The organism is Streptomyces sp. DF42, assembly GCF_058267695.1.
In genome coordinates this window covers 6,757,484-6,782,397 of record NZ_CM177859.1, presented here as the reverse complement: position 1 = coordinate 6,782,397, position 24,914 = coordinate 6,757,484, and the positions used below count along the sequence as shown (strand labels likewise).

The window sequence follows — 24,914 nt, the reverse complement described above, 5'->3', positions numbered from 1 at the left end:
GGAAGGATCACCCGGACGTGAGACTCCATTGTGTACGGGTCCGGGGCAAAGCCCCGTGGCGGCGCCCCCGGCAGAGGGCGCCGCCACGGGACACGGAGGTCACGCCTCCTCGTCCACCCACGACATGAGCTTGCGCAGCTGCTTGCCGGTGGTCTCCAGCAGGTGCTCGGAGTCGGCCGTCTTGTACTCGTTGTACTTCTTCAGACCGCCGTGGTACTCGGCCATCCACTCACGGGCGAAGGTGCCGTCCTGGATCTCGGCGAGGACCTTCTTCATCTCGGCCTTGGTGGCGTCCGTGATGATGCGCGGGCCGGTGACGTAGTCGCCCCACTCCGCGGTCTCGGAGATCGACCAGCGCATCTTCTCCAGGCCGCCCTCGTACATGAGGTCGACGATCAGCTTCAGCTCGTGCAGGCACTCGAAGTACGCGATCTCCGGCTGGTAGCCGGCCTCGGTCAGCGTCTCGAAGCCCGCCTTGACCAGCGCGGCGGTACCACCGCAGAGAACGGCCTGCTCACCGAACAGGTCGGTCTCGGTCTCCTCGGTGAAGGTCGTCTTGATGACGCCGGCACGGGTGCCGCCGATGCCCTTGGCGTACGACAGCGCGAGCGCGAAGCCGTTGCCGGTCGCGTCCTGCTCGACCGCCACGATGCAGGGAACGCCGCGGCCCTCCTCGTACTGGCGGCGGACCAGGTGGCCCGGGCCCTTGGGGGCGACCATGCAGACGTCGACGTTCGCCGGGGGCTTGATGAAGTCGAAGCGGATGTTCAGGCCGTGCCCGAAGAACAGCGCGTCGCCGTCCTTGAGGTTGTCCTTGATGGACTCCTCGTAGACCTGGGCCTGGATCGGGTCCGGCACCAGGATCATGATGACGTCGGCCTCGGCGGCGGCCTCCGACGGCGTGACCACGCGCAGCCCCTGCTCCTCGGCCTTGGCCTTGGACTTGGAGCCCTCGTGCAGACCGACACGGACGTCGACACCCGAGTCACGGAGCGACAGCGCGTGGGCGTGGCCCTGGCTGCCGTAACCGATGACCGCGACCTTGCGGCCCTGGATGATGGACAGGTCGGCGTCGGCGTCGTAGAACAGCTCGGCCACTTTGGGTTCTCTCCTTGTGTGCAGGTGTTGCGTCCCACCGTATGACGGCGGGCGGAAGGGAAGTTTCGGGGTCTCGGTATACGGGCGGCCGAGTCACCCGGCCGCCCGATTCCGCCGTTATGCCGACCGGTCGAGCGCGCGCAGCGAGCGGTCCGTGATCGAGCGGGCGCCGCGGCCGATCGCGATCGTGCCGGACTGCACCAGTTCCTTGATGCCGTACGGCTCGAGCATCTTGAGCATGGCCGACAGCTTCTCACTGCTGCCGGTGGCCTCGATCGTGACGGCCTCCGGGGAGACGTCGACGGTCTTGGCGCGGAACAGCTGGACGATCTCGACGATCTGGGAGCGCGTCTCGTTGTCGGCGCGCACCTTCACCAGAACGAGTTCGCGCTGAACGGCCTGCCCCGGCTCCAGCTCGACGATCTTCAGCACGTTGACCAGCTTGTTGAGCTGCTTGGTCACCTGCTCCAGCGGCAGTTCCTCCACGCCCACGACGATGGTGATGCGGGAGATGTCGGGGTGCTCGGTGACGCCGACCGCGAGCGAGTCGATGTTGAAGCCTCGGCGGGAGAACAGGGCAGCGATCCGGGCCAGGATGCCCGGGGTGTTCTCCACCAGGACGGAGAGCGTGTGCTTGGACATTTCTCTTTCGTCTCTCTCGCTCAGTCGTCTTCGTTGTCGCCGAAGTCGGGGCGGACGTCCCGGGCGAACATGACCTCGTCGTTCGAGGTGCCTGCGGCGACCATCGGCCACACCATGGCGTCCTCGTGGACGACGAAGTCGACGACGACCGGGCGGTCGTTGATGGAGTTCGCCTCTTCGATGACCTTGTCGAGGTCCTCCGGGGACTCGCAGCGGATCGCGTAGCAGCCCATGGCCTCCGACAGCTTCACGAAGTCGGGGACGCGGGTGCCGCGGGCGTCGGGGTTGACGTCGTTGGGGCCGCTGTGGAGCACGGTGTTGGAGTACCGCTGGTTGTAGAAGAGGGTCTGCCACTGGCGGACCATCCCGAGGGCGCCGTTGTTGATGACGGCGACCTTGATCGGGATGTTGTTCAGGGCGCAGGTGGTGAGTTCCTGGTTGGTCATCTGGAAGCAGCCGTCGCCGTCGATCGCCCAGACCGTCTGGTCGGGCGCGCCGGCCTTGGCGCCCATCGCGGCCGGGACCGCGTAGCCCATCGTTCCGGCGCCGCCGGAGTTCAGCCAGGTCGCGGGCTTCTCGTACTGGACGAAGTGCGCGGCCCACATCTGGTGCTGGCCGACGCCCGCCGCGAAGATCGTGCCCTCCGGGGCGAGTTGGCCGATGCGCTCGATGACATGCTGCGGGGACAGCGAGCCGTCCTCGGGCTGGTCGTAGCCGAGCGGGTAGGTGTCGCGCCAGCGGCTCAGGTCCTTCCACCAGGCGGCGTACTTCGACCTGGCGGCCTCGCCCTGCTGGCCCTCGCTGTGCTCCTTCTGCACGGCCTGGACCAGGTCGGCGATGACCTCGCGCGCGTCACCGACGATCGGCACGTCCGCGGCACGGTTCTTGCCGATCTCGGCCGGGTCGATGTCGGCGTGGACGATCTTGGCGTACGGGGCGAAGCTGTCCAGCTTGCCGGTGACGCGGTCGTCGAAGCGGGCTCCGAGGGCGACGATCAGGTCGGCCTTCTGCAGCGCGGTGACGGCGGTGACCGCACCGTGCATGCCCGGCATTCCCACGTGCAGCGGGTGGCTGTCGGGGAATGCGCCGAGCGCCATCAGGGTGGTGGTGACGGGCGCTCCGGTGAGCTCGGCGAGGACCTTGAGCTCGGCGGTGGCGTGTGCCTTGATGACACCGCCGCCGACGTAGAGGACGGGCCGCTTGGCGGCGGTGATCAGCTTGGCGGCCTCGCGGATCTGCTTGGCGTGCGGCTTGGTCACCGGGCGGTAGCCGGGCAGGTCCATGACCGGCGGCCAGGAGAAGGTCGTCTGCGCCTGCAGCGCGTCCTTCGCGATGTCGACCAGGACCGGGCCGGGGCGGCCGGTGGAGGCGATGTGGAAGGCCTGCGCGATCACGCGCGGGATGTCCTCGGCCTTGGTGACCAGGAAGTTGTGCTTGGTGATCGGCATGGTGATGCCGACGATGTCCGCCTCCTGGAAGGCGTCCGTGCCGATCGCCTTGGAGGCGACCTGGCCGGTGATCGCCACGAGCGGCACCGAGTCCATGTGCGCGTCCGCGATCGGGGTGACCAGGTTGGTGGCGCCGGGGCCGGAGGTCGCCATGCAGACGCCGACCTTGCCGGTGGCCTGCGCGTAGCCCGTGGCCGCGTGGCCGGCACCCTGTTCGTGGCGGACCAGGACGTGGCGCACCCGGGTGGAGTCCATCATCGGGTCGTACGCGGGAAGGATCGCACCGCCGGGAATGCCGAATACGGTGTCGGCCCCGACCTCCTCGAGAGAGCGGATGAGGGACTTCGCACCCGTGACGTGCTCGGGTGCGGACTGCTGTCCTCCGGATCGGGGCCGCGGCTGCGGATGGGCCCCGGTGGCCTGCTCGGTCATCGTCAGTCTCTTCTCGATGCTGAGGGTTTTTGCGAGGTTTCTGCGGTGTTCAAGCGCTGCACGACTGGTGCCTGTGCAACAAAAAACCCCTCGTGCCATAAGGCAAGCGAGGGGAGCGCGCCGGGTGCGGTCGCTGGGAGTTCCGGTTCCGTCCGGACATCACCAGCTCAGCCGACGCGCTTTCCAAGTACGAGAATTCGGGTGCGCATGGCACAGACCTTCCCCCCGGCACGCACCATGTGTCAAGTAGGTGGGACGGGAGTCTCATTATGTGAGCGCAGACCACTTCCGCCTCCCAGAACGGCCGGCACACTCCCTGTGTACACCCCCGCGCCGCCGCCCGCGAACGCCGGCTCGATCGGCCCGTGCGGCACCGGATAATGGCCGGAAGCGAGCGCCCGGCGCAGCCGGTACTCGTCCAGCGGACCGGAGAACGCCATGCCCTGCCCGTGGGTGCAGCCCATCGCGCGCAGCGCGACCACCTGCTCGGGCAGGTCCACACCGTCGGCCACGGACTGCAGCCCGAGGTCTCCGGCGATCCGGAGGAGCCCACTGGTGATCTTGTGCAGCCGTGCGGACTCTACGACGCCCTCGACCAGGCTGCGGTCGAGTTTCAGCACGTCGACGGGGAGTCTGCGCAGTGCCGTGATCGCCGCGAAGCCGCTGCCGAAACCGTCCAGGGCGATCCGGACGCCGAGCCGGCGCAGTGCGCCCAGTCTCCGCTCCAGCTCGTCCAGGGAGACCCGGGGGTCGGTGTCGGACAGCTCGATCACCAGCGATCCGGACGGCAGACCGTGACGGGTCAGCAGGGCCTCGATCGAGCCGAGCGGCATCGACCGGTCCAGCAGCCGGCGGGCGCCGACCCGGACGGCCACGGGCACGGCGAGCCCCGTAGCGGTGCGCTCGGCGGCCTGCTCCACTGCCTCCTCCAGCATCCAGCGGCCCAGCTCGGCGGTCCGGTCACTGTCCTCCGTGACGCGCAGGAACTCGGCCGGGGTGAACAGCACGCCCTGTGAGGACCGCCAGCGCGCCTGCGCCTCGACCGAGGTGATCCGGCCGTCCTCGAGGCAGACGACGGGCTGGTGCAGCAGCGAGAACTCGCCGTCGTGCAGCGCGGCACGCAGGCGCGTGGCGAGCTCCGCCTTCCGTACGACGTCCTGCTGCATCTGGGGGGCGTACAGCTCGACGCGGCCCTTGCCGCGTGCCTTGGCGCGGTACATGGCGAGGTCGGCGTTGCGCAGCAACTCGCCTGCACCGAGGCCGGGTTCGGCGAAGGCGACACCGATGGACGCGGCCACCCGAACATCGTTGCCGTCGATGAGATACGGCTGCGAGAGCGTAAGCCTGAGGCGGTCGGCGAGCTCCATGATGTGACGTTCGCGCGCGGAGCTGTCACGGGTGCCGTCCCCCACGATCAATGCCGCGAACTCGTCGCCGCCGAGCCGGGAGGCGGTGTCCCCGTGCCGGACCGCTTCCTGGAGTCTGCGCGCGGCCTGGACGAGCAGTTCGTCCCCGGCCTGGTGCCCGATCGTGTCGTTGACGGCCTTGAAACCGTCGAGGTCGATGAAGAGGACCGCCGTCTGGCACAGGGCAGCGCCCCGGTCCGTGGAGCGGCGCCCCGACAGGGCCTGCTGGACGCGCCTGGTGAACAGGGCGCGGTTGGGCAGGTCGGTGAGCGGGTCGTGCTCTGCGTTGTGCTGCAACTGTGCCTGGAGGCGCACCCTTTCGGTCACGTCCCGGCTGTTGAAGATGAGGCCGCCTTGGTGGCGGTTGACGGTCGACTCGACGTTCAGCCAGCCGCCGTCGCCGGACCGGAAGCGGCACTCGATGCGCGTAGTGGATTCCTCCAGCGGGCTGGCGGCGAGGAAGCGGCGCGCCTCGTGCACCACGCAGCCCAGGTCCTCCGGGTGGATGAGATTGGCCAGTTCTGTTCCCACCAGGTCCTCCGCGGGGCGTCCGTAGACCCCGGCCGCGGCCGGGGAGACGTACCGGAGGATGCCGTTGGGTGCGGCGATCATGATGACGTCGCTGGAGCCCAGGACCAGGGAGCGGAAGTGGTTCTCCTTCTGCGCCAGTTCCTGGGTGAGGGTGATGTTGTCGAGCAGCATGATGCCCTGGCGCACCACGAGGGCGAGCACGACCGTGCCGCCGGTCAGGAGCACCACGCGGTCGACGCTGCGGCCGTTGAGGACGTTGTAGAGGATCCCCAGCGTGCAGACGGCGGCGGCGAGGTAGGGCGTGAGGGCGGCCAGGGAGCCGGCGATGGGCCGGGCGGCCGGATACCGGCTGTGATCACCTCCCTGTGGGGCTGGATGGTGCTGGTGGGCGCCGCCCCGCTGGCCCGGCAGGTGTTCGTGCACCACGCGCGTATACCCGTCGGGCTCGCGGCCGTCGACGTCCGCCTGTCCGCTCGGGCGCGCGGCCCAGGGCGCGTACGCGAGGAGCAGGGAGCCGGCGAACCAGCCCGCGTCGAGCAACTGGCCCGAGTGGTAGTTGTTGTGGAGCAGCGGTGAGGTGAACAGGGCGTCACACATCACGGTGAGTGCCAGCCCGCCGATGGCGGTGTTGACCGCGGTGCGGTTCACCGCCGAGCGCCTGAAGTGCAGCGCGAGCACCATGCTGACCAGGACGATGTCCATCAGCGGGTACGCGAGCGACAGCGCGGTGTGCGCGACGCTCGGCCCGTCGAACTTGGCCGCCTGGGCGAGCGCGAGGCTCCACGACAGCGTGAGCAGCGAGCCGCCGATCAGCCAGGCGTCCAGCGCGAGGCAGACCCAGCCGGCCTTGGTGACCGGCCTTTTGGCGAGCACCAGGAGCCCCACGATCGCGGGCGGCGCGAAGCACAGGAAGAACAGGTCGGCGTAGCTGGGAGTGGGCACAGGCTCCCCCAGCACGACCTCGTACCACCCCCAGACCGCGTTGCCGAGGGCGGCCATCACCGAGGAGAGGGCGAACAGCAGCCAGGCGGGCCGGAAGCGGATACGGCGACTGCGGGCGTACAGGAAGAGCGACACGGCGGCGGTGGCCGCGGCGGCGCTGAGCCCGAAATCACCCATGATCAGCGCGACACGGTCGCAACCCCAGTCGAGCGCGGAACCGACGGCGTATCCCGCGCAGACCAGGGCCAGGACGAGTTGGCGGACCAGGCAGGGCCGACCGCCGGAGACTGGCGGACGGGGCCGCAGCGCCCCGGACGAGGGCTGCGGCCGCAGCGCTCCGTCGAGGGTGGTCGTGGGAGGCGGGGGCGAGCTCACCGGGCCCTCCAGGTCCGCGTCGCTCCCGGGTCCCGGTGCGCTGGGTGCGCATGCCTGCGGCGGCTGCTGTGACTTCGGTGGTGATGGCCGTGACGGCAGCCATGATTGCCGTGGTGACCGCGTCTGCACGCGGCCGTACGCCAGAGTCGCCGTCGGCGGCTCCGTCGCGTCGGATCGCTCGTCCATAGGCCGTGCATCGTCCGTCGCCCCCCTCACAGTCTGAAATGTCCATCCCCCACGCCGTAGGTACGCGGCGCGGCCCCTGCTCGGACGATACACCAGTCTCGTCACTCAGGGACATAGTTCCTCTACGCTCCGTGACGACCAGCGGGAATGCGAGCACGGACCGCATCCGCAAGGTTGCGGAGGGTACCGGAAACGGATTACGCGCCTGTTGCGCCCTGCGCGCGGGTCACGTGCGGGACGCACGAGTCGTCGGGGTCACGCGCCGGTTGCGCCTGTCGTAAGGATCACGTTGCGCAGCGGCTCCCGGTTCACGAATCGGGTCAACTGGTCGACGAGCAGCCGCTTGGCGCGGGGCAGGAACGCGGATGTGGGCCCACCGACGTGGGGGCTGATGAGAACGCCGGGCGCGCGCCACAGGGGGTGTTCACGCGGCAGCGGTTCGGGGTCGGTGACGTCGAGGGCGGCCGTGATACGGCCGGTCTCCACTTCCGCGAGCAGGGCCTTGGTGTCGACCACGGGGCCGCGGGAGACGTTCACGAGGAGCGCGCCGTCCCTCATGCGCGCGAGGAAGTCGGCGCCGGCCAGGCCGCGCGTGGACTCGTTGAGGGGCGTGACGAGGACGACGACGTCCGCCTCGGGGAGCAGGGCGGGCAGGTCGGTGAGCGGATGCACCGGACCGCGCGCCGTGGTGCGCGCAGAGCGCGCGACGCGCGCCACCCGCGCGACCTCGAAGGGAACGAGCCGGTCCTCGATCGCGGATCCGATCGATCCGTATCCCACGATGAGGACGTTCCGGTCGGCCAGCGCGGGCCGGAACCCGCCGAGCCACTCCCCGCGGCCCTGTGCGCGCACGAAGTCGGGGACGCCGCGCAGCGAGGAGAGGATCAGGGTGAGCGCGAGCTCTGCGGTGCTCGCCTCGTGCACCCCGCGCGCGTTGCACACCTGCACGCCGGGACGCAGGTGCTTCAGGCCCGGCACGAGGTTGTCGATGCCGGCCGACAGCGTCTGCACGACCTGCACACCGCTCAACTCGGGCAGGGGGCGTACGGCCACCTCACTGGGCTTCATGTAGGGAACGACGTAGTAGACGCAGTCGGCCGGGTCGGCGGGGAACTCGTCGGCGCCGTCCCAGAAGCGGTAGTTGGGGCCCTCGGGAAGCGCCTCGATGGTGTCCGGCGGGAGGGGAAGCCACACGTCAGGGGTCATGTCAGGAGGCTATGTCAGGCCCGTAGAAGTGCAGAGGTTAGGTTGGGGGGCCTGGAGAGGGGGGCACGAACAGGTGGAGCGCAGGACGATCGGCGCGGGGGCACTCGAGGTGGGGGCCGTCGGCCTTGGGTGCATGCCGATGAGCTGGGCGTACAGCGGGTCGCGGCAGCGGGGCGACGAGTCGGTCAGGGCCGTGCGGCGCGCGCTGGACGCGGGCTCGACGCTCCTGGACACGGCCGACATGTACGGCCCCTTCACCAATGAGCTGCTGGTGGGGCGGGTGTTGAAGGAGCGGCGCGAGGACGCCTTCGTGTCGACGAAGGTGGGGCTGCTCGTCGGTGAGCAGCACATCGTGGCCAATGGCCGCCCCGGATATGTGAAGCGCGCCTGCGACGCGTCCCTGCGGCGCCTGCAGACGGACGTCATCGACCTCTACCAGCTGCATCGCGAGGACCCCGAGGTGCCCGTCGAGGAGACGTGGGGTGCGATGGCGGAGCTCGTCCGGGCGGGCAAGGTAAGGGCGTTGGGACTGTGCGCGGTCGGTGCGCGGGGCGGCCGCAGGTCCGGCGGGCGGCTACACGACGCGACGATCAGGCAGCTGCAGCGGGTGCAGCAGGTGTTCCCGGTGAGCGCGGTGGAGGCCGAGTTGTCGGTGTGGTCGCCGGAGGCGCTGGAGTCGCTCCTGCCGTGGTGCGAGGCGCGTGGCGTCGGCTTCCTGGCCGCGATGCCGCTCGGCAACGGCTTCCTGACCGGCACGCTCACACCCGGTGAGGGATTCGAACCGGACGACGTCCGCGCCCGCCACCCCCGTTTCACCGCGGAGATGATGGCCGCGAACCAGCCGATCGTGGCGGGCCTGCGCCGCGTCGCAGCCCGCCACGGCGACGAGGTCACGCCCGCCCAGGTGGCCCTGGCCTGGGTGCTCACGCAGGGGCGGCACGTGATCCCGGTCCCGGGCACCAAACAGGAACGCTGGGCGACCGAGAACACGGCATCCACGGCACTGAGCCTGACACCCCAGGACCTCACCGAGGTCGCGGAGCTTCCGGCCGCACGAGGCTCCTGGGACTGACAGCGGCAGCCACATCCCCGGAGCCGCCGGGAGTGCGGAGATCCTGACCGAGCCGGAATCCTGGCCCGCGGGCATCCTGGGAAGTGAAGACAGCGGTCGCGAGACCGGAAACGGACGGGGTGGCCGCGGCGCCGGAGAATCCGGATCGGTTGATCGGGAACCTGCGGGGCGCGAGCGGTGTAAGACAAGTAGAACCTGCCGCTGGACCGCCGCCCGAAGGGACCAAGATCGTGCTACGACGAGCTGTGCCGGCCGTGCTGGCCGCGACCGCGCTCCTGCTGACGGCCGGCTGCTCCTCCGGCGGAGGAGGGGGTGGAGCGTCCGCCGGGGCCGGTGACGGCAAGTCGCCGGGGAGTACGACAGCGAACTCGTCCCCGTCGGAACACTCAGCCGAGCAGGCCCCGCCCGCCAAGGGCTCGGTCGAGGTGCTGCGGACGGTCGCCACGGGTCTGAACACGCCCTGGGGCCTCGCCCCGCTGCCCGACGGAGGCCTGCTGGTCGCATCCCGCGACAAGGGGACGATCACGAAGGTCGACGAGAAGACGGGCAGGAAGACCGAACTCGGCACCGTGTCCGGCGTCTCCCCGGCCGGCGAGGGCGGCCTGCTCGGTATCGCCCTCTCCCCGGACTACGCCTCGGACCACATGGTCTACGCGTACTTCACCTCGGCCTCGGACAACCGCATCGTCCGCATGCTGTACGACGTCAAGAAGCCCCCCGGCGAACAGCTGGGCGCGCCCGACACGATCTTCAAGGGCATACCCAAGGGCTACATCCACAACGGCGGCCGCATCGCCTTCGGCCCGGACAGGATGCTGTACGCGGGCACCGGCGAGAGCGGTGACCGTGGCCTGGCCCAGGACAAGAAGTCCCTGGGCGGCAAGATCCTGCGTCTGACCCCGGAGGGCGAACCGGCTCCCGGCAACCCGTTCCCGGACTCCCCCGTCTACACCTACGGCCACCGCAATGTGCAGGGCCTCGCCTGGGATTCCAAACAGCGCCTGTTCGCCTCGGAGTTCGGCCAGGACACCTGGGACGAGCTGAACGCGATCAAGCCGGGTGACGACTACGGCTGGCCGGACGCGGAGGGCCGGTCGTCCGACTCCAAGTTCCACAACCCCATAGCCCAGTGGCACACGGACGACGCCTCCCCCAGCGGCATCGCCTACGCCGAGGGTTCCCTCTGGATGGCGGGACTGAAGGGTCAGCGTCTGTGGCGGATACCCCTGAAGGGCACAAAGGCCTCGGCCGACCCGCAGGCCTTCCTCATCGGCACGTACGGCCGACTGCGCACGGTGATGTCGGCGGGCGGCGACAAGCTGTGGCTGACGACCAGCAACACGGACGGCCGGGGGAACCCGAAGAGCGGGGACGACCGGATTCTGGAACTGCAGGTGAAGTAGGCGGCTGCCGCTCCTTGGCGCACGGCGACTACTCGGTGGGCTTCGGCTCGTCCGGCTCGTCCGGCTCCTCCGGCTCCTCCGGCTCCTCAGAGTCGTTCGATTCCTTCGAGTCCTCCGGCGTCTGTGATGTCTCAGTGTTCGGCCGTCGTACGACGACCTTGCCGGACGAGAGATCTATCGGGCCGCGCCCGGGGTCCGCGTCCCCCACGTCCTCCCGGGTCAGCTCCAGCCGCTTCTCCTCGTCCTGGGTGTGCTTGCGGCCCGGGGCGAACAGTTCTTCGAAGGCGTTGAACACGGTGTCCCCTCTCTCATCCGGCGACCAACCGGTCTCCGTCCTCCGTCGCGAACAGCTCCAGCCGGTGGGCCACTGCGGCGGCCTCTCCTCTTCCTGAGACGCCGAGCTTGGCCAGAATGTTCGAGACGTGGACGCTGGCCGTCTTCGGGGAAATGAAGAGTTCCTCGGCTATCCGGCGGTTGGTGCGGCCGGCGGCCACCAGGCGCAGGACGTCGCGTTCCCGGCTGGTGAGGCCGAGGGCCTCGGCGGGGTCCGCGGGTCGCCGGGCCGGGACGCGGCCCAGGCCCAGGCGGGCGCGCTGCGCGAGCAGCGCCACAGCGTCGGCGAGCGGGCGGGCACCGAGATGGTCGGCGACGGCGTGGGCCAGTCGGAGCAGCTCGGCGGCACGGTCGCGCTCGTCCTCGCCGCCGGCCGCGAGAAGGGCCTCGGCCAGGCGATGGCGGACACGGGCGAGGTCGTAGGGGCGATCCAGGCGTTCGAAGGCGGTGACCACCTCCGACCAGATGTCGGTGCTGTCGTGGCCCTCGGCCCGGGCGAGTTCGGCGCGCACCCACCGCTCGTGGCCGAGCCAGACGGGGGCGTCGGTGGTGGTCTTCCTGGCGGCCTGGCGGAGCCGTTCGACAACCTCGGCGCGGCCCGCCGCCGCGACAGGCAGGGTACGGGCGTCTGCCTCGGCGGTTGCGGCGGCGAGGAGCAGGGGCCAGCCGTAGCGCTGGGTGCCGGGCGGGATGTCGGGGACCAGGACGCGGTCGAGTTCGGCCCGGGCGTCGAGGAGACGGCCCTCGCCGGCGGCCACGCCGATCTCGATGCGGGACAGGAGGAAGGTGTGCTGAGGCATGGGGTCGTGCGTGCCCAAGTAGGCGCGGGCGGAGGCCAGTTGGCGGGCCGCCTCGGGCAGGTCGCCGCGGCCTAGGGCGACGTGTGCCAGACACACGGCGCCGCCGCCCTGGGGCTTGGCGCTGAGCCCCACGCGCAGGGCGCCCGCAGCGGCGTCGGCGGCCTCGTCCCAGCGGCCCAGGGAGTACAGCGCCTCCGAGAGGTTGGCCCACACCCAGGCCTCGGAGTCCAGCTGGCCGTACTTGCGGGTGTAGGCGAGGCCTTCCTCCAGGAGGGGCACGGCTTCCCGGGTGCGGCCGACCGCGTCGAGTTCGGAGGGCAGATTGACGTAGGCCCGCCCGGCGACGTACGAGACGCCTTCGGCGAGAGCGCGGTCCCTGACCTCGTACATCTCCGCGAGGCCCTGCTCGGCGGAGCCCGCGTCGACCATGAGGCCGCCGAGGGTGAGGCGGGCGTTGAGTTCGATCTCGCGGGCGCCGACCATGCGCGCGTACTCGACAGCGCGCTCGGCGGCCAAGAGGGCGTCGGGGCCGGGTTCGTGGAGCATCGACCAGTTGGCGGCGGTGGCCAGCACCTCGGCGTGCACCTCGGAGGGCGGCAGGCCGCGCATGAGCTGCTGGGCGGTGCCGAGTTCATGCCGGCCGTCGCCGCGGGCCAGGGCCTGCACCAGCCGGGAGCGCTGGACCCAGAACCAGGCGGCGCGCTTGGGGTCTCCCCGGCTCGAACGCAGTTGAGAGCCAGGGTGAGGGTCGCCCTCGTCCTCCAGCAGATGCAGTGCGCGCTTGGTGATCTTCAGGGCGCGTTCCCGTTGCCCGGAGAGCCGGCCGGCGACCGCGGCCTCGGCCATGAGGTCGAGGTAGCGCAGGGGGGTGGTGGCGGGGTCGCAGCCGCAGGGAGGGTAGGCCTCGGTGTAGTCGATGGGGCGCAGCTGGTCCCGTATCTCCTCGGGGGCGGTGTCCCACAGCTCCATCGCCCGCTCCAGGAGCCGCAGTTGTTCGCTGTAGGCATGGCGGCAGCGGGCCACGACGGAGGCGTCCAGGACGGCGGGGAGGGCCTCGTCGACGTGGTGGGCGTGGTACCAGTAGCTGGCCAGGCGCATCACGCGCTCGTCGGCGGGGACGAGCGTGGGGTCGGCCTCCAGGGCCTCGGCGTAGCGGCGGTTGAGGCGGGAGCGCTCGCCGGGCAGCAGATCGTCGCTGACGGCCTCGCGGACCAGGGAGTGGCGGAAGCGGTAGCCGTCGCCGGCGGACGTGGCCAGCAGGATGTTGGCGTTCACCGCGGCCCGCAGCGCGTCGATGAGGTCGTCCTCGGTGAGCCGGGCGACGGCTGCGAGCAGCCGGTACTCCACGGTGGAGCCGCCTTCGGCAACGATCCTGGCGACCCGCTGGGCGCTCTCCGGGAGGCCTTCGACGCGGACCAGGAGCAGGTCGCGGAGGGAGTCGGTGAGGCCGGCGCGGCAGCCCTCGTGGGCGCAGACGGCGAGTTCCTCGACGAAGAAGGCGTTGCCGTCGGAGCGTTCGAAGATCTCGTCGACCTGAGTCGGGTCGGGTTCGGCGGCGAGGATACCGGCGATCTGGCGGCCGACTTCTTCCCGGTTGAAGCGGCTCAGCTCGATGCGGCGGACGGTGCGCAGCCGGTCGAGTTCGGCGAGCAGGGGGCGCAGCGGGTGGCGGCGGTGGATGTCGTCGGCGCGGTAGGTGGCGAGGACGACGAGGCGGCCGGTGCGCAGGGTGCGGAAGAGATAGGCGAGGAGGTGGCGGGTGGAGGCGTCGGCCCAGTGGAGGTCCTCCAGGGCGACGACGACGGTGCGGTCGGCGGCGACAAGCTCCAGGAGGCGGGCGGTGAGTTCGAAGAGGCGGGCCATGCCCTCCTCGTCGTGGCGGCCTCCGCTGGACTCGCCCAACTCGGGCAGCAGGCGGGTCAGTTCCTCCTCCTGCCCGGCGGCCGCGGCGGCGAGCTGGTCGGGCAGTTCGCGGCGCAGGGCGCGCAGTGCCGTGGAGAACGGGGCGAACGGCAGTCCGTCGGCGCCGATCTCCACGCAGCCGCCGAGTGCGACGACGGCGCCCTCCCGGCAGGCGGCGGTGGCGAACTCCTCGACCAGCCGGGTCTTGCCGACCCCGGCCTCGCCGCCGATCAGCAACGCCTGCGGCTCGCCCGCGGCGGCGCGGGCGAGCGCATCGTTCAGCGTGTCCAGTTCTTGGGTGCGACCGACGAACACCGGACTGACGGACCTGGTCTCCACGAGCCCGAGCATCGCACGAGGGTCTGATGACGCGGCACCGGTTTTCAGTGAGCCTTCGTTCTGCCCGTTGCTCCGCGTGGCTGGTGCCGCCCCCTGAGGGCGGCCGCCCACGGACCCCCGCCGAGGACGGCCGTCCCCCGTGCGGCCGTCCTCCCGGAGCCCCGCGCTCACGCCGCGCGGGCGGACCGGAGCCGGCGAAGGCCGCGGCTATGGCTCTCGTCCTCGTCGGCGCGCCGTGCGGCTTCGCGGTGGGCGGCGCGGCGTACTCGCACGGCCTCGTGGGCCAGGCGCTCCCGCTCGGCCCGACGGATCAGTTCGGCGGAGCGGAGCTGCGAGATCTCGTACTCGTACATGTCGTGTCCCTTGTGAGAGGCGGTGCGTCGGCTTCGCTTTCTGCGATGCCCCAACCTTCGTCTCCAAGGGGGGTGCGCCACATCGGGAGAGTTCCGCATCTTCGGCGGCACCCGGGGCCTTAGACGTGCCTGAGGGGCCTCAGGCGCATCCGTAAGGTGCTTGCGGATGCCCTAAGACCCCTCAGGACCTGCGGTGATTCAGCCTGCGGAGGGCAGCCCGAGCAGGATGTCGGTGTACTTGAGGACGGCCAGGAGCAGGCCGATGACGCCGAGGGCGACACCGCCCCAGGCGACCGACTTGATCCAGGCCGGCTGCGGCCTGCCGGGGGCACCGAACGCGGGCCGCGCGAGCACCACGACGCCGACGACCAGCGCGAGCAGCGCGAAGACGCCGCCCCACAGCGCGGTTGCCTGCCACGCGTCGCCGTAGCCCTCCTTGAGGAGCTTGGCGACGCCGGAGGCCGACGAGGTCTGTGCGTGCATCTGCCCGATGAGCGACTGGCGCGCGGACGCCACGGTCCCGACCCAGCTACCGGTCAGCGAGACAAAGCCGAGCGCGGCGGAAACGACAGCTCCCGCGCCCTGGCCGACGCCGGCCGGGGCCGTCGCTTCGTCCTCGACCACGTCCTCGGCGGCCTCGACATCGGCGTCGCCCGCCTCGGTCGCGGCCTCGGTCTCGGTCACCTCGTCGGCCTTGGTGACGTCCACCTTCTCCTCGTCGGTCGTGGTCTCGGCGCCCGTTTCGGCTCCGGTCTCGTCAACTGTCTTGGTTCCCATGTCCGGCACCGTACGGATCCTGTCTGAGAGACTTCTTAATGATCGTTGTGCGCGGCACGCGCGCGTGCTTCACGCCATTCCGGGGCGAGGATCGACCACACCTCCAGGTCGTGCCGTACGCCACGATAGGGGTGCGCCTCCCGGCGCACTCCATCGCGGGTCATGCCCAGACGGCGGGCGACGTTCAGGCTGGGCTCGTTGCCCGAGGCGGCGACCCATTCCACGCGATGGATGCCGCGCTGCTCGACCGCGAAGTCGATCAGCACCCCCATCGCGCGCGTGACAAGGCCGCGTCCGGTGCCGGCGGGCTCCAGCCAGCAGCCGACCTCGCAGTTGCCGGTGTCCGCCTCGAAATTGAGGAAGAGCACGCCGCCCACGAGCTTTCCGTCCAGCCAGATGCCGTGCAGGGACGCGGTGTCGGCGGCGCGCATGTCGGCGTAGCGCTGGAGCGCCGCGCGCGCGGAGGGCACGTCGACGGCCTTGGAGCCGAACGGGACGAACCGCCCGATGAACTCCCGCCCGCGCTCCAGGTGCGCCAGGAACTCCTCGGCGTGCCAGGGCTCCAGCGGCCGGAGTTCGGCATCGTCACCCAGAGATATCGCGTACATCCTCTTCCCGCCCCTTCGCCAGTACGTCCGCCACCTCGGCGTCCGTCGCGGCGGCCAGCCTTTCATGGGCGGCGCGGCACTCCGGCGGTTCGATGCTGATGCGGGGCAGGCGCTGGTCGAGCCAGCGGGGCAGCCACCAGTTGGCGCCGCCGAGCAGGTGCATGAGGGCGGGCACCAGCAGGGTCCGCAGCACGAAGGCGTCGAGGGCGACGGCCGAGGCGAGCGCGATGCCGAACATGGCGATCACACGCTCGCCGCTGAGGACGAAGGCGAGGAAGACCGAGATCATGATGACCGCCGCGGAGTTGATCACCCGGCTGGTCTCGGCGAGCCCGACGCGGACGGCGCGCCGGTTGTCGCCGGTCTCCAGCCACTCCTCGTACATCCGGCTGACCAGGAAGACCTGGTAGTCCATGGAGAGTCCGAAGAGGACGGACACCATGATCACGGGCAGGAAGGGCTCGATCGGGCCCGCGCGGCCGAGGCCCAGCAGCTCGCTGCCCCAGCCCCACTGGAAGATCACGACGACGACGCCGAAGGCGGCGGCGACCGCGGCGACGTTCATCGCGGCGGCCTTCGCGGGGATGCCGATCGAGCGGAAGGCGAGCAGCAGCAGGAGGCAGCCGAGGCCGATGACGACGCCCACGAACAGCGGCAGCTTGCCGACGATGACGTCGGCGAAGTCGTCGTAGCTGGCCGTCACGCCGCCGACATGCAGGTCGAGCGAGGTGCCGGTCTCGGCGCGCGGCAGCACCTCGGTGCGCAGCCGGTCCACGAGGTCGCTGGTCTTCTGCGACTGGGGTGCGGAACTCGGGACGATCGTGAAGTACGCGCTGTTGCCGCCGGTGTTGTACGTCACCGGTGTCACCGAGGCGACACCCTCGGTGGTGCGGATGGTGGCGTCGAGGTTGTCGAGGGCGAGCTTGTCCTCGGCGCCGTTGACGTGCGTCGCCACTGTCAGCGGACCGTTGACGCCGGGCCCGAAGCCGTCTCCGAGGAGGTCGTAGGCCTGGCGTGTGGTGGACGACCCGGGGTCGTTGCCCTGGTCGGAGGTGCCCAGGTGGAGGGAGAACGTGGGCAGCGCGAGGACGGCCATGACGGCCAGCGCGACGATGCCGAGGACCTTGGGGTGGCGCTCCACGAACGCCGACCAGCGGGCGGCGAGCCCGGTCGGCAGCTCCGGCTGGGGCCCGTGCTCCTCCAGATGGCGCCGCTCGCGTCGGCTCAGGGCGCGCGGGCCGATGAAGCAGAGCAGGGCGGGCAGCAGGGTGACGGAGGCCGCGACCGTCAGGACGACGGTCAGGGAGGCGGCGATCGCGACGCCGTTGAGGAAGCTCAGCCTGAGGATCAGCATTCCCAGCAGGGCTATGCAAACGGTGGCACCTGCGAAGACCACCGCGCGTCCCGTGGTCGCCACGGCACTCGTGACCGCCTCGGTGACGGACAGCCCGCGTTTCAGTCCGCGCCGGTGTCTGGTCACGATGAACAGCGCGTAGTCGATGCCCACGCCGAGCCCGATCAGCATGCCGAGCATGGGCGCGAAGTCGGCGACGGTCATGGCGTGCCCGAGCAGCACGATCGCGGCGTACGCGGTGCCGACGCTCACCAGCGCGGTCGCGATGGGCAGCACCGACGCGGCGAGCGAGCCGAAGGCGAGGAAGAGCACGACGGCGGCGACGGCGACGCCGACGATCTCGGCGACGTGCCCGCCCGACGACTCGGTGAGCGCGATGGCGCTGCCGCCGAGCTCCACCTGGAGCCCGTCGGCCTCGGCGTCCTTGGCGGTGTGCACGACAGCCTCGGCCTCGGACTTCTTGATGTCCTCGGCCCGGTCGTCGAAGGTGACGGTGGCGTACGCGGTGTGCTCGTCGAAGCTGATCCGGCCGGTTCCCTGGCCGTCGTAGGGGCTGCTCACCGAGGCCACCCCGGGCAGGTCCGCGATCTTGTCCAGGGACTCGGTCATCGTCTGCTCGACGTCGGCGGCCCGGACGGAGCCGGACGTGGTGTGCCAGACGACGGTGTCGCTGTCGCCGCCGAACCCCGGGAATCCCTCCTGAAGCAGCTGCATGGCCCGGCCCGACTCGGTGCCCGGGGCCTCGTAGTCGTTCGAGTACGCCGAACCTGTGACGGCGGCGGCGGCGCTCACCCCGCCGAAGGCGAGGAGCCACAGGAGGACCGTGACAAGGCGGTGCCGAACACACCAACGTGCAAGGGCTGCCACGAACGTGCTCCCAGGGGACGATTTGTTGATCTTTGGCCGGGAACATTCCGTTCACACCATGAACAACCCGCAAAGAACGCATGAGCAATGCGAGGACCACTCTTGCAGGCAGAAGTGATCCTTCATGCCATTCGTGGCTTTATTCACAGGAATGGGAGGCAGATCACAAGACAGTAACGGTGACTCTGTCACCTCAGTCGAACTGGTCTCCCAGAGCCATCACCATCGCCCCGACGATCAGCAGCCACAGCGCCCGCCGGGTGCGCCCGCGCGACCCGAGGAACGCGGCCAGCGCGCAGACCGCGGCGCCGAGGGCATAGGCGGCCGGTACCAGCGTCGGCGCGGTCCCGTGGGCGCGAAGCACCGCGGCGGCCAGCCCGGCGAGAGCCAGCAGCACCCCGGTCCCGGCCGCCGCCCAGCGGGCCCGCCGCGCGTCCTCGCCCGGATCCCCGACATCGCCATCGTCACCGGCGTCGTCCACGTCCTGGATCTCGGCCGGGTCGGAATCACCGCGTCCGCTCATGGCGGGCGAGCGTAGCGCGTACCGCTGGGAAACCAGGTGCGGGGCGTCCACGAAAGCTGCTAGCTTCCGCCCGTCGACCGTCCCCGGCTCCTCGCCGACGACCGAAGCGGGTGCATTGTTTGAAGGTCCGACCGAGCTCCTACGCATCGCCTTCCACTACGAAGACCTCAAGGAGCCCGTTCACCGATGTCCGACACCAGGACCACGAACGACGACCTGACTGACCGCATCACCCACCCCCGCTACCCCCGAAGCAGCCGCTACGACGCCCGCTGGTGCGTCGAGAACCAGATGGGTCCGCACGCGCTGTGGCTGCTGGAGTGGCTGGCCCCCGCGCTCGGCCTGGAGCACCTGCGCCCCGGCGCCCGCGTCCTCGACCTGGGCTGCGGCCGCGCCATGACGTCCGTCTTCCTCGCCAAGGAGTACGACGTCCAGGTCACCGCGGCCGACCTGTGGGTGAAGCCCGACGACAACGCCGTACGCATCGCCGAGGCGGGCGTGGGCCACAAAGTGCTGCCCCTGTACGCCGAGGCGCACGACCTGCCCTTCGGCGAGGGCACCTTCGACGCGATCGTGTCCATCGACGCGTACCACTACTTCGGCACCAACGATCTCTATCTGCCCACGCTGACCCGGCTGTTGAAGCCGGGCGGGCGGATCGGGATCGTCGTACCGGCCCTGCGGGAGGAACCGGAGGGCGACGAGCCTCCGGAGCACCTGAAGGAGTACTGGGAGAAGGACCCGGGTTTCTGGGCGTTCCACACCCCGGCGTGGTGGCGCCGCCTGTGGACCCGCAGCAGGGCTGTGGAGGTCGAGACGGCCGAATGGCTCGAGGACGGCTGGTGCGACTGGCTGCGGTGGAGCGAGGTGTGCGCCGAGGAGAGCTCCAGCGAGGTCATGGCGGACATGGCGCGCTGGTCGGTGGACCTCATGCACGCCGACGTCGAGCATGTGCTCGGCTTCACGCGGATCGTGGGACGCCGTCTGTGAGTTGACATGACTCGGGGGCTGCGCCGGTACGCCGGTGCAGCCCCCGAGTCGCGTGCTCAGCCCTCGCTGACGCCCAGCTTCTGAAGGATCAGCTCCTTGACGCGGGCCGCGTCGGCCTGACCGCGGGTCGCCTTCATGACCGCGCCGACCAGGGCGCCGGCCGCGGCCACCTTGCCGCCGCGGATCTTGTCGGCGATGCCCGGGTTGCCTGCGATGGCCTCGTCGACGGCGGTGCCCAGGGCGCCCTCGTCGGAGACGACCTTCAGGCCGCGCTTCTCGACGACCTCGTCCGGGGCGCCTTCGCCCGCGAGAACGCCTTCGATGACCTGGCGGGCCAGCTTGTCGTTCAGCTCACCGGAGTTGACCAGTGCGGTGACCCGGGCGACCTGCTCCGGCGTGATCGCCAGCTCGTCGAGCGGGAGGCCCGACTCGTTGGCGCTGCGGGCCAGTTCGCCCATCCACCACTTGCGGGCGGAGGCGGCGTCGGCACCGGCGTCGATCGTGGCGACGATCGGGTCCAGCGCACCGGCGTTGAGGATCGCCTGCATGTCGAGGGCCGTGATGCCCCATTCGGCGACGAGCCGGTTGCGGCGGGCCAGCGGCATCTCGGGCAGCCCCGCCCGGATCTCCTCGACCCACTCGCGCGAGGGGGCCACCGGCACCAGGTCGGGCTCGGGGAAGTACCGGTAGTCCTCGGCCTCCTCCTTCACCCGGCCCGAGGTCGTCGACCCCGTGTCCTCGTGGAAGTGGCGGGTCTCCTGAATGATCGTGCCGCCGCTGTTCAGCACGGCCGCGTGCCGCTGGATCTCGAAACGGGCCGCACGCTCCACGGAGCGAAGGGAGTTGACGTTCTTGGTCTCACTCCGCGTGCCGAACTTCTCCCGGCCGTGCGGGCGCAGCGACAGGTTCACGTCGCAGCGCATCTGCCCCATCTCCATGCGGGCTTCCGACACACCGAGCGCCTTGATGACCTCGCGCAGCTCACGCACGTACGCCCGGGCGACCTCGGGGGCGCGCTCGCCCGCACCCTCGATCGGCTTGGTGACGATCTCGATGAGCGGGATGCCGGCGCGGTTGTAGTCCAGCAGTGAGTGCGAGGCGCCATGGATACGGCCGGTGGCGCCGCCCACGTGGGTCGACTTGCCGGTGTCCTCCTCCATGTGGGCGCGCTCGATCTCCACGCGGAAGGTCTCGCCGTCCTCCAGCTGTACGTCGAGGTAGCCGTTGAAGGCGATCGGCTCGTCGTACTGGGAGGTCTGGAAGTTCTTCGGCATGTCCGGATAGAAGTAGTTCTTCCGGGCGAAGCGGCACCACTCGGCGATCTCGCAGTTCAGCGCGAGACCGATCCTGATCGCCGACTCGATGCCGATCGCGTTGACGACCGGGAGCGCGCCGGGCAGGCCGAGGCAGGTGGGGCAGGTCTGCGTGTTGGCGTCCTGGCCGAGTTCGGTCGAACAGCCGCAGAACATCTTGGTCTTGGTGCCGAGTTCGACATGGACCTCAAGGCCCATGACGGGGTCGTACGACGCCAGCGCGTCCTCGTACGACTCCAGGTCGGTCGTGGTGGTCACGGTGAAACTTCCCTCTCAGCCCAGCAGGACGTCGTCGTCGCCCAGCCGCTTCAGCTCGCGGTACAGGACGGCGAGGCCCGTGACGATTCCGACGGCGGCCACCGTCGCGTCGAGCAGTCGCAGCGTGTCCTGTTCGGAACGTGCCTTCCTGATCCGCTTGGCGACACCGAACGCGCCGAAGGCGGTGGTGGCGATGGACACGTACATACCGGACTTGGACTTCTTGAAGTCCTGAGCCTTGGTGAGTGTCTTGGTCACAGCGACGGAGCCTCCTCCAGGAGCGGGTGGCCCCACCTTTCCACGAAGGCGGCCTCGACGGCGGCGCCGACCTTGTACAGACGGTCGTCCTTCAGCGCCGGGGCGATGATCTGCAGGCCGACCGGGAGGTTGTCCTCCGGGGCGAGGCCGCAGGGCAGCGACATGGCCGCGTTGCCCGCGAGGTTCGTGGGGATGGTGCAGAGGTCGGCCAGGTACATCGCCATCGGGTCGTCGGCGCGCTCGCCGATCGCGAAGGCGGTGGTCGGGGTCGTCGGCGAGACGATCACATCGACGCCGGTGCCCTGCTCGAAGGCCTTCTCGAAGTCGCGCGTGATGAGCGTGCGGACCTTCTGTGCGGAGCCGTAGTAGGCGTCGTAGTAGCCGCTCGACAGGGCGTACGTGCCGAGCATGATGCGGCGCTTGACCTCGGGCCCGAAGCCCGCCTCACGGGTGAGGGAGGTGACCTCCTCGGCCGAGTGGCTGCCGTCGTCGCCGGTCCGCAGGCCGTAGCGCAGGCCGTCGAAGCGGGCGAGGTTGGACGAGCACTCGGAGGGGGCGATCAGGTAGTACGCCGACAGCGCAAGGTCGAAGGACGGGCAGTCCAGCTCGACGATCTCGGCGCCCAGCTCCTTGAGCAGGGCCACGGCCTCGTCGAACCGCTGGATGACGCCGGCCTGGTAGCCCTCGCCGCGGAACTGCTTGACGACGCCGATGCGCATGCCCTCGACGCTGCCGTTGCGGGCGGCCTCGACGACGGGCGGGACGGGTGCGTCGATGGAGGTCGAGTCGAGCGGGTCGTGCCCGGCGATGACCTCGTGGAGCAGCGCCGCGTCCAGGACCGTACGGGCGCACGGGCCGCCCTGGTCGAGGGAGCTGGAGAAGGCGACCATGCCGAAGCGCGAGACGGCGCCGTACGTCGGCTTCACGCCCACCGTGCCGGTGACGGCGGCCGGCTGGCGGATGGAACCGCCGGTGTCGGTGCCGATGGCGAGGGGGGCCTGGAAGGAGGCGAGCGCCGCGGAGGAGCCGCCGCCGGAACCGCCGGGGATCTTGGTGAGGTCCCAGGGGTTGCCGGTCGGGCCGTAGGCGCTGTTCTCGGTGGAGGACCCCATGGCGAACTCGTCCATGTTGGTCTTGCCGAGGATGACGACGTCGGCGGCCTTCAGCCGCTTGGTGAGCGTCGCGTCGTACGGCGGGATCCAGCCCTCGAGGATCTTCGAACCGACGGTTGTCGGGATGCCCTCGGTGGTGAAGATGTCCTTGAGCGCGAGCGGGACGCCGGCGAGAGGGCCGAGCGTCTCGCCCCTCTCCCGCTTCTCGTCGACGGCGCGGGCCTGGGCCAGAGCGCCCTCCCGGTCGACGTGCAGGAAGGCGTGCACCTTCTCGTCGACGGCCTCGATCCGGGCCAGGTGGGCCTCGGTGACCTGGACGGCCGTGAGTTCGCGGGAGGCGATCCTCGCGGCGGTCTCGGCGGCCGTGAGCTTGATGATGGTGACGTTGTCCGTCATGGCGGTTAGTCCTCCCCCAGGATCTGCGGCACCTTGAAACGCTGCTGCTCCTGGGCCGGGGCGCCGGAGAGCGCCTGCTCGGGGGTGAGCGACGGACGGACCTCGTCCGGCCGCATGACGTTCGTCAGCGGGAGCGGGTGCGAGGTCGGCGGTACGTCTTGGTCGGCGACCTCGCTGACGCGGGCGACCGCGCCGATGATGTCGTCCAGCTGGCCCGCGAAGTGTTCGAGCTCTTCGGGTTTCAGCTCCAGACGCGCCAGCCGGGCGAGGTGGGCGACCTCCTCGCGCGTGATGCCAGGCATGCAGCGTTCCTCTGGGGTGAGTGTGTGTGGTTTGGGGCCAATCCTATGGGGCGAGGGCCGGTCGCCGTTAAACGGTTTGCCGGCCGCGCGCTCGTCACCCGCGCCGCCCCTCCCAGGCATGGCTCTTCATGAAGTGGTTGTCGTACAGCTCCTGCACCTCCAGCAGGCTCTCCGGGGTGACTTCGCCGAGGGCGATCCGCTGGAGGTGGCGGAAGTACTCGAAGCGTTCGATGCCCGGGGTGAGGACGATGAGCAGGTCGGCGTCGGCGCCCGGTACGGCGGAGAAGGCGTGCGGTCTGCCGGGCGGGACGACCACGAGGTCGCCCGGGCCCGCGGTGACGACGTCCTCGCCGGACAGGATCTCGGCGGCGCCGTCGAGCAGGAAGAACATCTCGGCGGAGTTGTCGTGCCAGTGCGGTTTCGCGCCGTCGGCGCCGTCCGTGAGGGTGACGCGCTGGGTGGACAGCGCACCGCCGGTCCGGCTGCTGTCGGCCAGCAGGCGGATGGTGGTGGGCGCGCGGCCGACGACTTCGGCCTCCGCCTCGCGGACGATCACGGACTCGTCGAACTTCGGAACGAACAGCGACATCTTCGAACCCCCGGTGCCGGTGTTGACGTACTCAGACGAGGAACAGCAGGACGGCACTGATCAGTACAACGACCGCCGTGGCGAAGTGGATCCCGAACGCCACGGCTTTCGTGCCGCCGTTGCGCAGGACTATCAGTGTGTCGCCGAGCGGCACGACTGCCACGCAGAGCATCATCCAGGCCTCGGCGTGCGCCCCGGCGAAGGCCAGCAGCGCGAGGCCGACCAGGCCGAGGGTGCCGTCCCTGAGGCCCTTGATCGTGAGGTAGGCGCCGGCGTCGCCCGCGGGGTCGGCGGGCGCGCCGTATCCGGCGGCGGCGGCGGCCGGCTGGAACAGGAACCGGTAGCCGAGGAACAGGCAGAACAGGTTGAGCACGACGGCCAGGGTGTAGGCGGTGACGGTCACGACTCTTCTCCCTATCTGTTTCGCTAGCGGCGCTAGCAATGAGAGCGAAGCTACCAGAACGTCGACAGGTTGGCTAGCGCTGCTAGAATTTCTGGCATGTCGATCCAGACGCGCCGGGAGCGCGAACGAGCGGACCGCGAGCGGCTGATCGTCACGGCCGCGCGGGAACTGGCGGAGGCCGAGGGCTGGGACGCGGTGACGACCCGCCGGCTGGCGGCGGAGATCGAGTACAGCCAGCCGGTTCTCTACAGCCACTTCAAGGGCAAGGACGCGATCATGGCCGCGGTCGCGGTGCAAGGCTGCGTGGAGCTGGCGGAGGAACTGCGCACGGCGCGCACGGCGGCCAAGGGCACGCGCGAGGCGCTGGCGGCGGTGGGTGAGGCGTACGCGGCCTTCGGACGACGGCGGCCCGCGCTCTACGACGCGGTGTTCACGCACGCCGTGGACCTGCCGTTCGCCACGGACGAGGCTCCGGAGCCCTTGAAGCAGGCCTTCGGAGAGCTGGCCCAGGCGGTCGAGCCGATCGCGGCCGAGGGCGAGGACGTGGGTCTCCTGACGGAGACGTACTGGGCGGGACTGCACGGCCTGGTCACCCTGATGCGCAGCGGCCGCCTGCCCGAGAGAGCACACGAGGACCGACTGGCCCTGCTGATCGGGCATTTCACGGCGGGGGTCGGGTGAGCGCCTGAACCGGGG

22 protein-coding genes are annotated in these 24,914 nt (G+C 70.4%); 4 read left to right on the top strand and 18 right to left on the bottom strand.

The window, feature by feature from the left end:
- Nucleotides 1-99: 99 nt before the first annotated feature.
- From ilvC to ACYUED_RS31200, 5 genes are all read right to left on the bottom strand, one after another.
- Nucleotides 100-1,098, bottom strand: a complete 999-nt coding sequence (ilvC, locus tag ACYUED_RS31220) for a ketol-acid reductoisomerase (protein ID WP_266521948.1) — start codon at nucleotides 1,096-1,098, stop codon at nucleotides 100-102.
- Nucleotides 1,099-1,215: 117 nt separating this feature from the next.
- The gene (ilvN, locus tag ACYUED_RS31215; RefSeq protein ID WP_266521946.1) at nucleotides 1,216-1,740 is read right to left on the bottom strand and encodes an acetolactate synthase small subunit; all 525 of its coding nucleotides are present in this window, start codon (nucleotides 1,738-1,740) and stop codon (nucleotides 1,216-1,218) included.
- Between the two features lie 20 nt (nucleotides 1,741-1,760).
- Nucleotides 1,761-3,626, bottom strand: coding sequence for an acetolactate synthase large subunit (locus ACYUED_RS31210; protein ID WP_491294518.1), 1,866 nt, complete (start codon nucleotides 3,624-3,626; stop codon nucleotides 1,761-1,763).
- A 236-nt stretch (nucleotides 3,627-3,862) separates the two neighbouring features.
- Entirely contained in the window at nucleotides 3,863-6,874 is a 3,012-nt protein-coding gene (locus ACYUED_RS31205; protein ID WP_491287442.1) for an EAL domain-containing protein, read from the bottom strand.
- 441 nt (nucleotides 6,875-7,315) lie between these two features.
- Nucleotides 7,316-8,266 carry a 2-hydroxyacid dehydrogenase gene (locus tag ACYUED_RS31200; RefSeq protein ID WP_491287440.1) on the bottom strand — a complete coding sequence of 317 codons (951 nt, stop codon included), beginning with the start codon at nucleotides 8,264-8,266 and terminating at the stop codon, nucleotides 7,316-7,318.
- A gap of 73 nt (nucleotides 8,267-8,339) precedes the next feature.
- Here ACYUED_RS31200 and ACYUED_RS31195 point away from each other — a divergent pair, with 73 nt between their 5' ends.
- Together ACYUED_RS31195 and ACYUED_RS31190 are read left to right on the top strand one after the other, a co-directional pair.
- Entirely contained in the window at nucleotides 8,340-9,338 is a 999-nt protein-coding gene (locus ACYUED_RS31195; RefSeq protein ID WP_491287438.1) for an aldo/keto reductase, read from the top strand.
- Nucleotides 9,339-9,583: 245 nt separating this feature from the next.
- The gene (locus tag ACYUED_RS31190) at nucleotides 9,584-10,741 is read left to right on the top strand and encodes a PQQ-dependent sugar dehydrogenase (protein ID WP_491294517.1); all 1,158 of its coding nucleotides are present in this window, start codon (nucleotides 9,584-9,586) and stop codon (nucleotides 10,739-10,741) included.
- 28 nt (nucleotides 10,742-10,769) lie between these two features.
- Here ACYUED_RS31190 and ACYUED_RS31185 read toward each other — a convergent pair whose 3' ends face one another.
- The 7 genes from ACYUED_RS31185 to ACYUED_RS31155 all read right to left on the bottom strand — a co-directional run bounded on the left by ACYUED_RS31185 (nucleotide 10,770) and on the right by ACYUED_RS31155 (nucleotide 18,597).
- A complete protein-coding gene (locus ACYUED_RS31185) occupies nucleotides 10,770-11,036 on the bottom strand; it encodes a DUF6191 domain-containing protein (RefSeq protein WP_491287436.1) in 267 nt (88 codons plus the stop codon).
- 13 nt (nucleotides 11,037-11,049) lie between these two features.
- The gene (locus ACYUED_RS31180; protein ID WP_491287434.1) at nucleotides 11,050-14,127 is read right to left on the bottom strand and encodes a helix-turn-helix transcriptional regulator; all 3,078 of its coding nucleotides are present in this window, start codon (nucleotides 14,125-14,127) and stop codon (nucleotides 11,050-11,052) included.
- Nucleotides 14,128-14,282: 155 nt separating this feature from the next.
- Entirely contained in the window at nucleotides 14,283-14,468 is a 186-nt protein-coding gene (locus tag ACYUED_RS31175) for a hypothetical protein (RefSeq protein ID WP_491287432.1), read from the bottom strand.
- Between the two features lie 198 nt (nucleotides 14,469-14,666).
- On the bottom strand, nucleotides 14,667-15,245 hold the full coding sequence (locus tag ACYUED_RS31170) for a hypothetical protein (RefSeq protein ID WP_491287430.1): 579 nt from the start codon (nucleotides 15,243-15,245) through the stop codon (nucleotides 14,667-14,669).
- A gap of 35 nt (nucleotides 15,246-15,280) precedes the next feature.
- A complete protein-coding gene (locus ACYUED_RS31165) occupies nucleotides 15,281-15,853 on the bottom strand; it encodes a GNAT family N-acetyltransferase (RefSeq protein ID WP_491287428.1) in 573 nt (190 codons plus the stop codon).
- Entirely contained in the window at nucleotides 15,831-18,074 is a 2,244-nt protein-coding gene (locus ACYUED_RS31160; protein ID WP_491287426.1) for an MMPL family transporter, read from the bottom strand. The genes ACYUED_RS31165 and ACYUED_RS31160 overlap by 23 nt, the downstream gene beginning before the upstream one ends.
- A gap of 193 nt (nucleotides 18,075-18,267) precedes the next feature.
- Nucleotides 18,268-18,597: a hypothetical protein gene (locus tag ACYUED_RS31155; protein WP_491287423.1), complete on the bottom strand. Its 330-nt coding sequence runs from the start codon at nucleotides 18,595-18,597 to the stop codon at nucleotides 18,268-18,270.
- 186 nt (nucleotides 18,598-18,783) lie between these two features.
- Here ACYUED_RS31155 and ACYUED_RS31150 point away from each other — a divergent pair, with 186 nt between their 5' ends.
- Entirely contained in the window at nucleotides 18,784-19,587 is an 804-nt protein-coding gene (locus tag ACYUED_RS31150; RefSeq protein ID WP_491287421.1) for an SAM-dependent methyltransferase, read from the top strand.
- A gap of 56 nt (nucleotides 19,588-19,643) precedes the next feature.
- Here ACYUED_RS31150 and gatB read toward each other — a convergent pair whose 3' ends face one another.
- The 6 genes from gatB to ACYUED_RS31120 all read right to left on the bottom strand — a co-directional run bounded on the left by gatB (nucleotide 19,644) and on the right by ACYUED_RS31120 (nucleotide 24,218).
- A complete protein-coding gene (gene gatB, locus ACYUED_RS31145; protein ID WP_491287419.1) occupies nucleotides 19,644-21,158 on the bottom strand; it encodes an Asp-tRNA(Asn)/Glu-tRNA(Gln) amidotransferase subunit GatB in 1,515 nt (504 codons plus the stop codon).
- A 15-nt stretch (nucleotides 21,159-21,173) separates the two neighbouring features.
- A complete protein-coding gene (locus ACYUED_RS31140; RefSeq protein WP_491294516.1) occupies nucleotides 21,174-21,365 on the bottom strand; it encodes a hypothetical protein in 192 nt (63 codons plus the stop codon).
- 47 nt (nucleotides 21,366-21,412) lie between these two features.
- Nucleotides 21,413-22,924 carry an Asp-tRNA(Asn)/Glu-tRNA(Gln) amidotransferase subunit GatA gene (gene gatA / locus ACYUED_RS31135; RefSeq protein WP_491287417.1) on the bottom strand — a complete coding sequence of 504 codons (1,512 nt, stop codon included), beginning with the start codon at nucleotides 22,922-22,924 and terminating at the stop codon, nucleotides 21,413-21,415.
- A 5-nt stretch (nucleotides 22,925-22,929) separates the two neighbouring features.
- A complete protein-coding gene (gene gatC, locus ACYUED_RS31130) occupies nucleotides 22,930-23,226 on the bottom strand; it encodes an Asp-tRNA(Asn)/Glu-tRNA(Gln) amidotransferase subunit GatC (protein WP_030231941.1) in 297 nt (98 codons plus the stop codon).
- A gap of 94 nt (nucleotides 23,227-23,320) precedes the next feature.
- The gene (locus ACYUED_RS31125) at nucleotides 23,321-23,815 is read right to left on the bottom strand and encodes a cupin domain-containing protein (protein WP_491287413.1); all 495 of its coding nucleotides are present in this window, start codon (nucleotides 23,813-23,815) and stop codon (nucleotides 23,321-23,323) included.
- A gap of 31 nt (nucleotides 23,816-23,846) precedes the next feature.
- On the bottom strand, nucleotides 23,847-24,218 hold the full coding sequence (locus ACYUED_RS31120; RefSeq protein ID WP_491287411.1) for a DUF4267 domain-containing protein: 372 nt from the start codon (nucleotides 24,216-24,218) through the stop codon (nucleotides 23,847-23,849).
- Nucleotides 24,219-24,314: 96 nt separating this feature from the next.
- Between ACYUED_RS31120 and ACYUED_RS31115 the strand changes: the two genes are divergently transcribed.
- A complete protein-coding gene (locus ACYUED_RS31115) occupies nucleotides 24,315-24,899 on the top strand; it encodes a TetR/AcrR family transcriptional regulator (protein ID WP_491287409.1) in 585 nt (194 codons plus the stop codon).
- Nucleotides 24,900-24,914: the final 15 nt, after the last annotated feature.